Origin of the sequence: Isoptericola nanjingensis (assembly GCF_050311635.1) — a bacterium.
GTDB lineage: Bacteria > Actinomycetota > Actinomycetes > Actinomycetales > Cellulomonadaceae > Isoptericola > Isoptericola nanjingensis.
Genome location: NZ_JBNOZL010000005.1, coordinates 397,417 through 411,513 on the forward strand (window position 1 = coordinate 397,417; position 14,097 = coordinate 411,513).

Here is a 14,097-nt window from a genome sequence, read left to right on the forward strand (position 1 = left end):
ATGATCGGTCCGTCCCCTCTCTCTCTCGGCGAGGAGCCTCTCTATCTCGGCCCGGACAGCAGCCTGTCCCGGCGCGCGACGCAGTCCGTCACGAACTCCAGGAAGCGTCGGCTGCTGTCGCCCCGCGCGAACCCGAAGTAGTGGTCGCGCACGCGCCCGCGGGCGTCGTGGTGGGGGTCCTGGGCGAGGTTGGCCGCCAGGAGCGTGCCGACGTCGCCCACGGTGTCGCGGTCCACGATGTCGACGACGCTCGCGACGGGGGCCTCGGCGACGATCCGGGCGCGGTCGGTGCGCCGGTCGGTGAGGACGATCGGGACGTCGGGGCGCAGGTAGAGGAAGTCGAGGCCGACGGACGAGATGTCGGTGACGAGCAGGTCGGCGTCCTCGAAGAGGCCGAGGATGTCGGCCTCGAGCGGCAGCTCGTGCGGGGCGCCGGCCTCCCGCGCGGCGGTGACGAGCCGCACGATCTCGGCGTGGGCCTGGGCGACCGCCGGTTCCTCGGCCGTGAGCACGCGGGGGTGCGGCTTGTAGACGAGCCGGACGTCCGGGCGGTCCAGGAGGGCGCGCACGATCGCGGTGCCGTACAGGTCGACGGACGTGTAGTTGTTGGCGTCGTCCTCGCCGGACCAGGTGGGGGCGTAGAGCACGGTCCGGCGACCGTCGGCCGGCGCGAGCGCCGGCGCCACGTCGAGGTCGAGCTGAGGGCGGCCGCACACGACCAGCGTGTCGAGGTCGAAGTTGATGAGGGCGCGCCGGTGGCGCTCGATCGCGGCCTGGCCGGCGACGACCACGTGGTCGTAGGCCTTGGCCTGGTTGGAGACCATCGAGATCTTGTCGGACTCGCCGTGGTTGACGTGCACGTGCAGGGCCCGCTGGTAGATGAGCGACTGGAAGTTGCGCCAGCCGTTGTTGACGTAGACGACCGTCTTGACGTCGATCTGCTCGTAGAGCCGGCGCAGACCGTCCAGGCGCCGGACGAAGAGCACGGGCAGGTCGGTGGTCTCGCGGAGCTGCTCGGTGAGCTCCCAGTGCCGGGTGACGATCGCCACGGGGTGCTGCGCGGCGACCCGCTCGAGCACGGGCAGCCACTGCCGCAGCTGGTACCCCTGGTTCGGGGTGTCCGCGAAGTACGCCACCACGGGGAACGGGGGCAGGCCCTCCAGCGCGGGGGAGTGCTCGGGCTCCTCACCGGCGATCGTGCTGGTCACGACCCGCTTGACGCGCGATCCCGCGGTCAGCAAGATCTGTGCGGCAAGCTTGCGCGCGCGGTCCGTGATCGTGGGCTGCTGCGGTGGCGTCACGTGCGACATCCGTGCCTTCCTGGTGGCGGGTTCCCGTGGCGCGACGAGTATTCCACGGCACCCTGAGGCGTCCCCGAGGGGGCGCCGGCGCGAAGGGCGCGCACCTCATCGCTGTACTATCGACAGGGCCCGGCAGCCGCTGGCCGTACCTCGGAAGACGGGTATGCAAGTTACGTGACCACCGACACCACCACGGACGCCGCCTCGGGTGACCGCGGGAAGCCGGAGCCCGGTCGTGACCCGCTCCGCCCGCCGGAGCCGGTCGTGCCGGACACCACCTCGCAGGAGCGACGGGCGATCGCGGAGCAGTTCGGGCTGCAGCAGATGGGCGTGCGCCCGCCGCTGGGCAAGTACATCCGCGACGTCGCCTCCCGCTGGGCGTTCATCCGCGTCCTCGGCACCGCGACGGCCTACTCCAAGAACCAGAACAACTACCTGGGTCAGCTGTGGGCCGTCCTCAACCCGATCCTCAACGCGACCGTCTACATCCTCATCTTCGGCATCCTGCTGGGCACGACCCGCGGCCTGGAGAACGCGATCGCGTTCATCGTGATCGGGACCTTCCTGTACCGGTTCTTCGAGCAGTCGGTGCACGCCGGGTCGCGGTCGATCGCGCAGAAGACGAACCTCATCCGGTCGCTGCACTTCCCGCGCGCCGTGCTGCCCATCGCGCAGGTCGTCTCGCTGCTCACCACCCTCGTGCCGGCCCTGGTGGTCATGTGCGCGATCGTGCTGCTCAGCGGCCTGCTCCCGAAGTACCCGATGGAGCACATCACCTGGAGCTGGCTGCTGCTGCCGGCCATCGTGGCCCTGATGTGGGTGTTCAACACCGGCGTCGCGTTCATCGTCGCCCGGGCCGTGGCGATCACGCCCGACCTGGACAACATCATCGGCTTCGTGCTGCGCCTCGTGATGTACGGCTCGGGCGTGATCTTCCCGGTCACCCACTACGTCTACCGTCTGCCGGAGGCGGTGCAGCCCGTCATCGGAGCGATCCTCGAGTACCAGCCGATCGGCGTGTTCCTCTACGTGGCGCGCTCGATCCTCACGCAGGAGCCGTCCATGCCGCAGGACCCGTGGATGTGGCTGTGGGCGGCCGGCTGGGCGGTCGTGACGTTCGTGGTCGGGTTCATCGTCTTTTGGCGCGGAGAGGAGCGGTACGGCCGTGACTGAGTCGGATCTCCATCTGGACGTCGACCTCGACGAGGAGTTCGAGCCCGAGGACCTCGAGGGCCCGAAGCCGGTCGCTACGGTCGGCGACCCGGTGCTCGTCGTCGACGACCTGCACATCGTCTACCGCGTCTTCGGCGGCAAGGCGAAGCAGGTCGCCGCCAAGGGCGCCGAGAACGTGCGCGAGGCCAAGGCCCCCAAGCGTTCCCTCCTGCGCCGCCTCGTGAGCTCGACGTCGCAGCACGTGGGCGCGGTGAGCGAGGTGCACGCCGTGCGCGGCATCTCCTTCGTCGCCCGGCACGGGGAGTCCATCGGCATCGTCGGCATCAACGGCTCCGGCAAGAGCACGCTGCTGCGCGCCATCACCGGCCTCATCCCGCCGCGGTCGGGCGGGGTGTACGTGGCGGGTGAGCCGGCGCTGCTGGGCGTCAACGCCGCCCTGATGCCGCAGCTCACGGGCGAGCGGAACATCTGGATCGGCGGCCTGGCCCTCGGCCTCACCCCCAAGCAGGTCGAGGAGCGCTTCGACGAGGTCGTGGAGTTCGCCGACATCGGCGACTTCGTCTACATGCCGATGAAGACGTACTCCTCCGGCATGGGGGCCCGGCTGCGGTTCGCGATCTCCTCGGCCGCGACGCCCGACATTCTGATGATCGACGAGGCGCTGGCCACCGGCGACGCGGCCTTCAAGGCGCGCTCCAAGGCCCGTATCGACGAGGTCCGCAAGAACGCGGGCACGATCTTCCTGGTCAGCCACTCGATCAGCACGGTCGAGGCGATGTGCACCCGCGTGCTGTGGGTGCACCAGGGGCAGCTGGTCATGGACGGCGGCACGGAGGAGGTGCTCGCCGAGTACCGCAAGTTCGTCCGCGCGCACCGCCTGGCGCGGTCGTCCGCGCGCGCCGGCGGGGTCGGTCCGCGGGCGCGCTCGAAGCAGCGCCCCAAGAAGCAGGCCGCGTCGTGATCTCGTAGGGACCGGGCCTCCCGCGAGGCCCGCGACCCACCCGTTACCATGGGCCGGCGAGCGACCCCTGCCGCCGCGATCGGTCCCGGCCGGTCCGGTTCGGAGCCGCTCGACCCGGGATGGCGCGCCAGCGACCGTCGACAGCCCACCGCATGCTAGGTGTCTTCCACTATGTCTTTTTCGCCTCGCCAGCTCGCCGCCGTCGCCCTGATGGCGGTGTGCATGGTCGTCGCCGTGCTCGTGTGCCTGTTCGCCCCGGTGCAGGTGGGCCTCATCGCCGTGCTGGTCACGGTCGGGGTCTGCACGGCGATCGTCCTGCTCTTCCTGCGCAAGGTGCTCTCGGCCGTCTACCGGCTCGGGCAGAACGGCGCACGGAGGGAGTCCGAGACGTCGCGCTCGGCGGGCCGGGCGACGGAGCGCGAGATCGCCCTGGTGAACGCGCGTCTCGAGCGGATCGAGGAGCACCTCCCGGAGCGGCTGGCGGCACGGATCGCGTTCGAGCTCGCGCGGCCTGAGCGGGACGCGGCCGGCACCCCCGCCGCGGGCTCGGTCGACCTCTAGGACGCGGCGCCGACATGTCCATCCCCGCAGCGCCGCAGTCGTTCGCGCACGCCCACACCGACGAGCCCGCGCCGGCGTTCCAGGAGCTCACGCCCGACGAGTTCCTCCTGCTGAACCGCCAGTCGCCCTGGCGCGCGCTCGCCATCGGCAGCCGCATGCGCTCCGCCGCCTATCTGGACCTCCTCGCGCTGGACGGCACCGGGTCCGCCCACCGCTGGGAGCCGCTGCGCCAGGCGATCGTGTCCGGCGTCTCCCGGGAGCAGCTGCTGCGCTGGGACGTGCCCCGCGTGCTCTGCGCGGCGTTGCTCGCCTGCGTGCTCGAGCCCGAGCGCCAGAATCTCGACGCGGCCACCAGGGTCATGATCACGGCGCTCGACCGGTCGCAGCTGTGGGACCCGGGCGCGTCGGCGGCGCTGCGGCTCGCCACCCAGGTCGCGGTGTTGACGCGTGCCGAGGCGCTGTTCGAGGAGCTCGCCTCGTTCCCCACCGCCGAGGAGGGGATCGCGTGGGCGGGCCGCGCCGACCTGCTGCGTCCGTCCGGCACGGCGGAGCGCACGACGGCGGACCAGGCCTCCGCGGTCGTGCGCGACGGGCTCGAGCGCTGGTGGGCGCTCTTCAACAAGCCCTTCACCGACCGGGGGCTCGCCCCGTTCGTGCTCGCGGCCCAGAAGGTGGACGAACCCGGCGGGGTCTTCGGGGCCATCGAGGCACCCGAGGCCGACTCGTGCAGCGTGCCGGACGGCGAGCAGCCCCTGGTGACGGTCATCGTGCCGACGTACAACCCCGACGCCGGCTTCCGGCACACGATCGACTCGCTGGTCCGCCAGTCGTGGTCGAACCTCGAGATCCTGGTCGTCGACGACTGCTCCACGAGCGGCCGGGAGCACCTGGACGGCAGTGCTGCGGCGGACCCCCGGGTGCGGGTCATCGCGCGGGAGCACAACGGTGGTACCTACCAGGCGCGGAACTCGGGGCTGCGCGAGGCGCGCGGCGAGTACGTGACCTTCCAGGACGCGGACGACGTCTCCCACACGCAGCGCATCGAGCGGCAGCTCCTCCCGCTGCTGGCGGACCCGCGCAAGACCGCGTCCACGTCGAGGAGCCAGCGGGTGCTGAGCACCGGCGAGGTCACCTACCTGGGCTACTCGCCGCACCGGACCAACGAGTCGTCGCTCCTGTTCCGTCGGGAGGCCGTGCTCGAGCGGCTCGGCCAGTTCGACGACGTGCGGAAGGCCGGGGACAGCGAGTTCTCCGAGCGCCTGAAGCGGTGCTTCGGGAGGTCCTCGGTGGTGAACCTGCCCGAGCCGCTCGGCCTGGTCCAGCTCAAGGGCGGCTCGCTCTCCCGCTCCGACTTCCGGCCGAACTGGAGGTCGGGGGCGCGGCTCGCCTACAGCAGGCAGTTCGGTGCCGCCCACAGCCGCATCAAGGCCGCGGGGTCCGACGACTGGGCGCTCAGCGACTCGCGTCCCTCGATCTGCTGGGCGCCTCCGGGCCTTCGCGGCGAGGCGCCGGTCGAGCGGCTCTCGTACGCGGTGCTGGCCGACTGGAACTCCGCCCTGGAGGGCTCCCGGGACGGAATGCACCGGCTCCGGACGCTCCTGACCGGGACGGACGGCCCCGTCGGCCTGCTGAGCGGGTCCCGTCCGCGGTCCAGCCGCGACCAGCGCACCGTGCAGCCGCGGCGCCGGATCACCGACGCGGTCGAGCAGGGCGAGCTGCGGTGGATGAGCTGGCGCGACACGACCCACGTCGAGAACCTCATCGTCGACGACCCGGAGTACCTCCTCGCGCTGCCCGCCGAGCCCGAGGTCGGGCTCGGCGTCGACCGGGTGCACCTCGTGCTCGACGAGACCGTGCGGCGCGTGGACGAGCCCGTGCTGCCCCCGGTCGCCTGGTGCGAGGAGCAGGCCCGGGCCGTCTTCGGCGCGCCCGTCAGCTGGAGGGTCTCCTCGCCGGAGCTGTTCCGGTACCTCCAGGGCCAGGGGGCCGACGTCGCGCTCGTCCAGGGACGAGCGGCGGACCGGAGCACCCTTCCGGAGCACCCGAGGATCGGCGTCGTCCTGCCCCGGCACGTCGACGGCGCAGGCTGGAACCTCGGCGTGCTGCGGTCCGTGTTCGTGGGCTCGGGCGCCTCCGAGGTGGTGTTCTACGACGAGGGCAGGCGCCTGGCCGGGGAGCGGGCCGAGGCCGCGGGGGTCGCCGTGGTGCCGAGCGACCAGCTCGACCGCGCGGGCTTCCTGGACAGCGTCGACGTCCTCGTGCCCGACATGTTCGGCCAGCGGCTCCACGCCGCCGAGTCCTGGCTGTGGCTCGCGCGCGAGCACGACGTGGTGCCGCTGCTGCCGGACGGGCTCGAGACGATGCAGCAGGTCCCGGTGCTGCGGTACTCCGCGTTCGGTGGTGGGGAGGTGGTCTCGGCCCTCGCCGCCGATCCGGACCTGGCCCGGCTGCTGCCGGGCGCGGGCTCGATGGACGAGCGTGCCGACGGCCCGACGACGGGGCCGACCGGGGCCTCCGCGACGAGCCGGGCGTCGGACCGGTCGACGCGGGTCCGCTACGTGGTCGTCGGCGAGGACGGGACGCTGGCGCACCTGCGGACCCGGCTCTCCCTCGCGCAGATCGAGCGGGACCCGGATCTCCGCACCGTGCCCGACCGCTCCTTCGACGCGCTCGCCGAGGCAGGGGTCTTCGCCGGCCTGGCCCCGGGCGACCGGCTGTGCCTCGTCGACGCCGGGGTGGAGTTCGAGGCGGACGCGTTCGACCGCCTGGACCCCGACGCGGTCGAGGACCTGCACGTGTTCACCGACGCGTCCGTGGGCCACACGCTCCACCCGAAGGCCGACCTCGGCGGCGGCGTGCCCCTCACCGAGAACGCCCCGCTGTGGGTCGGCTCCAGCCCGGTGCTCGTCCGCGCGGACATCCTCTGGGCCGCCGTCCGGCGGTACCCGGCCGCGCGCACGCGCGGCGTCGCCTTCGCCGCCGCGCTGTCGATCAGCGGAGGGTTCGGCGTGCTCGGCGAGGTGCGCTCCCACGGCGTGCTCGACGACGGTGCGGAGCAGTCCGCCGAGGTGCTGACCCGGTCCTGGTACCTCGACTTCGCGCGGGACTGGGCGGACCTCCTCGAGGGGACGGCCGACCTCGGCGCGAGCCACGCCTACCTCCAGCGCCTGTTCGTGCACCTGCTCGCCGGCCGGATCCGGCTCAACACCGGCGGCACGCCGAAGCGCATCTTCACCGAGGAGGACCTCGCCGCCTACGAGCGGGTCCTCTCGCGGGCGCTGCGGCACACGGCCGACGAGCTGATCTGGGCCCCTCGCCGCCCCACCCGGATCCCGTCCCCGACCGTGCGCATGCACCTGCTGCGGCTCAAGCACGGTGCGGCGTTCGAGCCGGTCCTGGGCCAGGACGCGCGGGGCCCGTACGCGGAGTTCCGCGGCCTGGAGCTGGAACGCCCGGACGCCGTGACCGTCTCGATCGACTCGATGGACGCCCGCGACGGCATCCTGACGGTCAGGGGCCGGATCCCGCTGGTCTTCAGCCACGCCGGGCACCGGCTCGAGGTGCACGTGGGCGGACGCTCCGTCCCGCTCGCCGACCGGCAGCGGTACGCCGACACCTCGCTGCACGGGGTCGCGCTCCACCGTGCCTTCACCTTCACGGCGACGATCCCGTTCGCCGAGGCCACCGGTCGGCTGGAGCTCCGGTACGCGGCGCCGGACGCGTGGTCCGCCCCGCTGCCGCTCCGCTTCACGCGGGCGACCGCCAAGCTCAGCGACCAGCCCGGGGCGTACTGGGCCGTCCCGGGGCTCGGGATCCTGACGGTGGGTCGCCGCGGGATCGACATCGCCCCCTACTCGGAACAGGCACGGGACACGGCGGAAGAGGCCCTGCAGCGTGCGCTGCGGGAGTCGGGCGACCCGGTACGGATCGGTGCCGCGCGGCTCCGCGGCGAGTACTTCACGAGCCTGCCCGACTACCGCGGCCGCACGATCTGGATGTACGCGGACCGCATCGTCAAGGGTGGGGACAACGGCGAGTACGCGTACCGCTACGCGCAGGCGCAGGCGCAGCGCGACGGGGTCGAGACGCACTACGTCGCCCAACCGGGCACGGCCCTCGCGGCGCAGCTCGACGCCGACGGCGTGGAGTACCTCGCCTTCGGGACGGACCGGCAGCGGCTGCACTATCTCCACGCGTCGATCGTCTTCGCCACCCGCATCGGGACGAGCAACACCTTCGGGTTCCAGCTCGACCAGACGTACTTCCGCGACCTGTTCGACGCGCGCGTCGTCTACATCAACCACGGGCTCGTCGTGGACAAGCTCGACAACCTGCTGAACATCGGGTTCTCGAACTTCGAACGGATCTGCGTGGTCTCCGAGCTCGAGCGTCGGAACCTCCTCCAGGCGAACTACGGGTACGAGGCCGACCAGGTCGAGGTCACGGGGTTCGCCCGCTACGACGGGCTCCGCTCCCGGGCGGAGCGCACGATCCTCCTCGCGCCGACCTGGCGGACGTACCTGCACAGCCCGCAACGGGGCGTGGAGCAGACCCTCAGCCACCGCGCCTTCCGGGAGACCGACTACTTCCGGGTCTTCGACTCGCTCATCAACAGCCCGAGGCTGCACACCGCCCTCGAGAAGCACGGGTACCGCTTCCTCTTCCTCCTCCACCCCAACACCGGGACCCAGCTGACCGACTTCGTCTCGCAGAGCGAGCACGTCGAGGTGCGTGCCGCCACGGAGGACGTCAGCTACGAGGAGCTCCTCACGGGGTCGGACCTCATGATCACCGACTTCTCCGGGGTGCAGTTCGACTTCGCGCAGATGCACAAGCCGGTGCTGTACTACCAGCCCGACTCGATCCCGCCCCACTACCCCGCGGCGTCGTTCGACTACGCGACCGACGCGTTCGGCGAGGTCGCGAAGTCGGAGCAGGACCTGCTCGACCTGCTGGAGCGCTACCTGGAGCGGGGCTGCGCACCGGAACCGGAGTTCGAGGAGCGGGTCGAGACGTTCTTCGCCTACTTCGACCACGACAACTCGAAGCGCATCTACGAGGTCGGGCTGGAGCTCGAAGGCCTGAAGGAGCGGAAGGGTCGTGATGACTGACACCGAGGTGACCGACATCGAGGTGACCGACGTCAATCGCCCCGAGGGCGAGTGGGACGGGCTTTCGCCCCACACGAGCCTCGTCATCGCCTGCTACCGCGTCGGCCCGTACCTTCCCGCGTTCCTCCGGTCGCTCGACGAGCAGGTCGCGGCGCACGCGGGGTACGAGCTGATCTTCGTCATCGACGGCTGCCCCGAGGACTCCGAGGACGTCGTGCGGGCCTGGATGCCCACCACCGACTACGCGGTCCGCGTCGTCACGAAGCCGAACGGGGGCGTGGCCTCGGCCCGGAACACGGGCCTCGCCTGGGCTCGCGGCACCTGGGTGTCGCACCCGGACCCCGACGACCGGCTGGACCCCCGCTACCTGCTCGAGATCGAGCAGGCACGGGAGCGGTTCCCGGACGAGACGATGTTCGTGGGCCGGGCGATCCTCACGTCGCCCGACGGTTCGACGATCGGGCACACGCTGGACGCCCGGTACGTCGACGCCGTCAGCTCGGTCATCGACCTGCGTCGGCAGCCGCGCAAGATCCACACTCTCGGTGGTGTCGCGTTCTTCCGCCACGACGTGATCTCTCGCCACGGCCTCCGGTTCGACGAGCAGATCCTGCAGTCCTCCGACACGGACATGATCGGGCACTTCCTGCTCTGCAACCGGGCGCGATACGTGCTCGTCCCGGGGGCGGAGTACTTCTACCTCCGCCGTGCCGACGCGTCCTCGATCGTGTCGAAGCACAGCGGCAACATGTCCCGCTACGCGTCGCTGTTCGGGATCTCGCACCGCGGCATGCTCGACCGCGCCGGCGACGAGTGCCCGCCCTGGCTGGCGAACCTCCTGCTGTACTTCGTGTTCATGCTGTTCCGCCGGAACCGCCGCGCCAACACGCCCGTCGACCTCGCCTCCGAGGATCAGCTGGCGCTCATCCGCGAGCGCCTGGTCGAGAACCTGCGGCAGATCGGCGCCGAGAACATCAGGGGCTTCGACATCTTCGCGGTGCCGCTGGAGATGCGGTATGCGTGGCTCTCCGCCGTCGAGGACGTCTCGTCCTCGCCCGTGGAACGGCTGCGCTGGCACCCGGAGCGGGGCGCGTGGCGCGCGGCCGTCTACGGGAGCGACCACGACTTCCCGGAGCTCCAGGTCGTCGCGGGCGAGGCCGAGGTCCTCGAGCACAGGAGCCGCGGGGTCGAGTACCTCGGGAAGACCTGGTTGTACCAGCTGGTGCTCCTCGTGCGGATGCAGCGGGGGGACGCCGTCGGCCTGGCCTCGACGGAGCCGCGCTTCACGCTCGAGCTCGACGGCACGATCCTGAAGGCCGGCGACGTCGACGAGCGTGCCGGGAGACGGCCGCCCATCGACGTCAAGCCCGCGGCGCAGAAGCCCGAACCGGCCACCGCCACCGCGCCGGCCCCCGCGCCGTCGCCGGGTGTCGAACCCGGGTCCGTCGTCTCCCGTTGGCGGCGCCTCGCGCGGGCCGTGACCGGCTCCGCGGCGCCGCCACGCGCCGCGGTGCACGCCGTGCCGCAGGCCGCGCGCGGCGAGACCTGGGTGTTCATCACCGGCGACGACGCCGACGCCGTGCCGTCGCAGAGCGAGCTGCTCTACGAGTACGCGCAGGAGCGGGCGTCCGACGTCGAGGTGCGCTTCGTGACCGAGGCGGGCTCCGAGGCCGAGGCACGGCTGCGCCGGGCGGGTGTCCGGTGCGTGACCGCAGGGTCGGCCGAGCACGCCTCCCTCCTGCGCCGGGCGGACCTCCTGGTCACGTCCCGCATGACACGGCGTGCGCACGTCCCGCTCCCGGGGCACGGGATCCCGCGGGAGTGGCGCGTGGCGCTGCTGCCCGCCGCCGGGGTCGGCAGGCTGCTCCATCGCGACTCCTGGGCGTCGCAGGCCGACCTCGTCACCGTCTCCTCGGCGATCGAGCTCGTCCGCGCCGGCGGCCCCTACGGGACCCAGGCCTTCCTCCCGAGCGAGGTCGCGCTCACGGGGCTGCCCTCTCACGACCGGCTCGAGGAGCTGCGGGCGCCGGCCGAGCACGTCGTCGTCGCGCCCGGCTGGCGATCCGGCACGCTGCGGCCGACCGACCCGGAAGCGGCCGGGAGGGCGATCGAGGAGTTCCACGACCTGCCGTTCGTGGCCGCCTGGCGGGAGCTCCTCGGGTCCGCCGAGCTCGCCGCTCTCGCCGCCCGGGAGGGGCGCCGCGTCCGGCTGATCCTCCCGTCGGGGGTGGGCCCCGAGGTCTTCTCGCCCCCGCCCGGGGTGGAGCTCGTCCCCCAGGACGACGAGCTGGAGGCGCTGGCCTCCGCCGCGATCCTCGTCACCGACTACTCCTCCGCGCGTGCGCTCGACCTGGCCTATCTCGGCCGGCCGACGGTCTATCTCCAGGTCGACCGGGAGGCCGTGCTCGGCGCCGCCGACAGCGCGCGATCCCGGGCGGCGGGGTTCGAGTCGTCCGGGTTCGGCCCGGTCGTCACGAGCCCCGAGGACGCCTGGAACGCGGTCGTCAGCACCCTCGAGCGCCTGCCCGACCGGTACGCGGAGCGGATCGACCGCGCGTTCGCCTACCGGGACGGCAAGGCGCGCGAGCGGATCCTCGAGGCGTTGCGCGGCTGAGGCCCGGCGTCCCGCGCGGACGCCACGACGCCCGGGCTCAGCGGAGCGGGCCGGAGGGCTCGCCGCCCGCGGCGTCGAGCGCCGCGCGGACGCGCGCCACGGCGTCCTCGACGGTCACGCGGGAGGTGTCGACGACCAGGTCGGCGTCGGTCGGCGCCTCGTACGGCGAGGAGACCCCGGTGAACTCGGGGATCTCGCCGCGCCGGGCCTTGGCGTACAGGCCCTTGCGGTCGCGGGCCTCGCACACCTCCAGCGGCGTGCTGACGTGCACGAGCAGGAAGGTGCCCGCGGCCTCGGCGAGCTCGCGCACCCGCGCGCGGCCCGACGCGAACGGCGCGATCGGCGCCGCCACCGCGACGCCGCCGTGCGAGGACACGAGCGACGCGACGTAGCCGATGCGCTCCACGTTGAGCTCGCGGGAGGCCTTGTCGAAGCCGAGGCCCTTGGACAGGTGGTGGCGTACCTCGTCGCCGTCGAGCAGGGTGGTGTGCAGGCCCTCGTCGTCGAGCTCGGCGGCCAGCGCCCGGGCCACGGTCGACTTCCCGGAGCCGGACAGGCCCGTGAAGAAGACCACGGCGCCCCGCGGCCGGGCCGTGCCGACGGCCCGCACGACCTCGGCGGCCGCCACCTCCGGGTAGAGCGCGGCGACGGCGCCGGACCACACGGTGCCGAGCCCCTCGACGGCGCCGCGGTCCTCGGGGGAGCGGTGCGCGACGAGCGTCTCGGTCCGCGCGGCGCCGTAGCGCGCGCCGACGTCCGTCCAGCGCAGCCCGTCCGGGGCTTCGGCCGGCCACGGCACGACGACGACGCTGGCGCGGCGGGCGCGGTCCTCGAGCCGGTCGGCGAGGTCCTGGGCGATGCGCACGAGTCCCGGGGCCCCCACGTGCCCTGCGGCGGGGGTCCGGCGCGCGGCGGGGACGAGCAGGAGCACCGAGCCCGGGTCGCCGACGAGCCCGGGCAGGGCGTCCACCTCCGAGCGCGTGGGCGGTTCGGCCACGACCAGGGCGAGGGCCTCGACGCCTGCCTGCGCGCCGTCGCGCACCTCGCGGGCGGTGCGACGCACCGCGGGGTCCCAGTGCGGCCCGGCGGCACGGGCGAACGGGCGCACGGCGCGCGGGGCCTCGTCGCCGGGGACACCGGCGACGGCGAGCGGCGTGTTCTCGGCGTCCGTGAGGGTCACGGGGCCGGCGGGCAGCCCGGCGGGCGGGACCCAGGGGCCGCCGGCGAGGGCGAGCTCGAGGAGGTCCAGCTCGTCGGGGGACAGGACGTGGGTCGCGGCGGGCAGGTCGGAGGGCAGGTCCGAGGGCACCGTGCCGGGCGTGGGCTCCGTCATGATCGCGTCGTCGTGTCCTTCTGGTCGGGGTCCGGTTCGGGTGCGGGGTCGGGGTCGGGTGCGGGGACGGTGCCGAGCACGGCCGGCCGGGGCGGGAGCCGCTTGATGCGCTCCCGGACCACGATCCACAGCAGGTTGCCGACGACGAGCGCGCCGACGGCGGCGGCGACCACCACGCCGAGGGAGGCGCCCAGCAGCTTGAGGCCGGAGGCCAGGAGGAGGATCGCCAGGGCGCGGCGGATGATGCCGCCGGGGGCGCGGCTCGAGACGTGGGCGCCGAACCACGCACCGGGGATGGCTCCGACGAGCAGGGACGTCGTCAGGCCCAGCTCGAAGTCCCCGTAGAGGATGTGCCCCAGCGACGCGGCCGCGACCAGCGGGACCGCCTGCACCAGGTCGGTCCCGACGAGCTGGGAGGCCTTGAGGGCCGGGTAGAGCAGGAGCAGCACCACGATGATGATCGAGCCGGCGCCGACGGAGGTGAGGCCGACCATGAGCCCGGCCACGGCGCCGAGGATCAGCGTGGGCACCTTGCGGACGACGACGTCGGGGCTGCTGGGCGCGGCGGGCCCCTCGCCGAGGGCGGTGCGGCGCTGCAGCATGCCGAGCACCGCGCGCACGACCAGCCCGGCCGACGCGATGAGCAGGGCGACGCCGAGGATCTGCTTGAGCACCTCGTCGAACCCGTCGTCGAACGGGAGGTAGCGGATGAGGAGCGCGCCGGAGAACGCCGCCGGCACGGAGCCGATGCACAGCCACAGCACGAGCTGCAGGTTCACGGTGCGGCGGCGCAGGTGCACGATCGCGCCCGCGGGCTTCATGAACAGGCTGGCCACGACGTCGGAGGAGACCGCGGTGAGCGGGTCGACGCGGAACACGAAGATGAGCATCGGCGTCATCAGGGCGCCGCCGCCCATCCCCGTCAGGCCGACGACGAAGCCCACGACGAGTCCGCCGACGATCAGCGGGAGGTCGAGGCTCAAAAGCGCACCATTCCTATCGGAAAAACAGAATTCAACAATGTGAACTCTCAGGGAATCGTC

The 14,097-nt window shown here is 72.8% G+C and carries 8 protein-coding genes; 5 read left to right on the forward strand and 3 right to left on the reverse strand.

Translation table 11 applies throughout. The features are described 5' to 3' along the window. Positions 1–41: 41 nt before the first annotated feature. Complete coding sequence (locus tag ACQP6G_RS12390) at positions 42–1,301, reverse strand: CDP-glycerol glycerophosphotransferase family protein (RefSeq protein ID WP_429764618.1); 1,260 nt, start codon at positions 1,299–1,301, stop codon at positions 42–44. Positions 1,302–1,475: 174 nt separating this feature from the next. Here ACQP6G_RS12390 and ACQP6G_RS12395 point away from each other — a divergent pair, with 174 nt between their 5' ends. The 5 genes from ACQP6G_RS12395 to ACQP6G_RS12415 all read left to right on the forward strand — a co-directional run bounded on the left by ACQP6G_RS12395 (position 1,476) and on the right by ACQP6G_RS12415 (position 11,721). Next, positions 1,476–2,474: an ABC transporter permease gene (locus ACQP6G_RS12395; RefSeq protein ID WP_429764619.1), complete on the forward strand. Its 999-nt coding sequence runs from the start codon at positions 1,476–1,478 to the stop codon at positions 2,472–2,474. Next, complete coding sequence (locus ACQP6G_RS12400; protein WP_429764620.1) at positions 2,467–3,435, forward strand: ABC transporter ATP-binding protein; 969 nt, start codon at positions 2,467–2,469, stop codon at positions 3,433–3,435. Before ACQP6G_RS12395 ends, ACQP6G_RS12400 begins: the two co-directional genes overlap by 8 nt. Positions 3,436–3,606: 171 nt before the next feature. Then, positions 3,607–3,996: a hypothetical protein gene (locus ACQP6G_RS12405; protein WP_429764621.1), complete on the forward strand. Its 390-nt coding sequence runs from the start codon at positions 3,607–3,609 to the stop codon at positions 3,994–3,996. Between the two features lie 14 nt (positions 3,997–4,010). Continuing rightward, positions 4,011–9,107, forward strand: a complete 5,097-nt coding sequence (locus ACQP6G_RS12410) for a CDP-glycerol glycerophosphotransferase family protein (RefSeq protein WP_429764622.1) — start codon at positions 4,011–4,013, stop codon at positions 9,105–9,107. Continuing rightward, on the forward strand, positions 9,100–11,721 hold the full coding sequence (locus tag ACQP6G_RS12415; RefSeq protein ID WP_429764623.1) for a bifunctional glycosyltransferase/CDP-glycerol:glycerophosphate glycerophosphotransferase: 2,622 nt from the start codon (positions 9,100–9,102) through the stop codon (positions 11,719–11,721). Before ACQP6G_RS12410 ends, ACQP6G_RS12415 begins: the two co-directional genes overlap by 8 nt. Positions 11,722–11,758: 37 nt before the next feature. Here the strand turns inward: ACQP6G_RS12415 and cysC are convergent, their stop codons facing one another. Together cysC and ACQP6G_RS12425 are read right to left on the reverse strand one after the other, a co-directional pair. Beyond that, positions 11,759–13,054, reverse strand: coding sequence for an adenylyl-sulfate kinase (gene cysC / locus ACQP6G_RS12420; RefSeq protein ID WP_429764624.1), 1,296 nt, complete (start codon positions 13,052–13,054; stop codon positions 11,759–11,761). Beyond that, positions 13,051–14,037 carry a sulfite exporter TauE/SafE family protein gene (locus ACQP6G_RS12425; protein WP_429764625.1) on the reverse strand — a complete coding sequence of 329 codons (987 nt, stop codon included), beginning with the start codon at positions 14,035–14,037 and terminating at the stop codon, positions 13,051–13,053. Before ACQP6G_RS12425 ends, cysC begins: the two co-directional genes overlap by 4 nt. Positions 14,038–14,097: the final 60 nt, after the last annotated feature.

What these genes read in the sequence shown, in the direction of transcription:
- ACQP6G_RS12405 (WP_429764621.1), top strand. Translation starts at nt 3,607, where the DNA reads ATGTCTTTTTCGCCTCGCCAGCTCGCCGCCGTCGCCCTGATGGCGGTG.
- ACQP6G_RS12410 (WP_429764622.1), top strand. Translation starts at nt 4,011, where the DNA reads ATGTCCATCCCCGCAGCGCCGCAGTCGTTCGCGCACGCCCACACCGAC.
- ACQP6G_RS12415 (WP_429764623.1), top strand. Translation starts at nt 9,100, where the DNA reads ATGACTGACACCGAGGTGACCGACATCGAGGTGACCGACGTCAATCGC.
- cysC (WP_429764624.1), bottom strand. Translation starts at nt 13,054, where the DNA reads ATGACGGAGCCCACGCCCGGCACGGTGCCCTCGGACCTGCCCTCCGAC.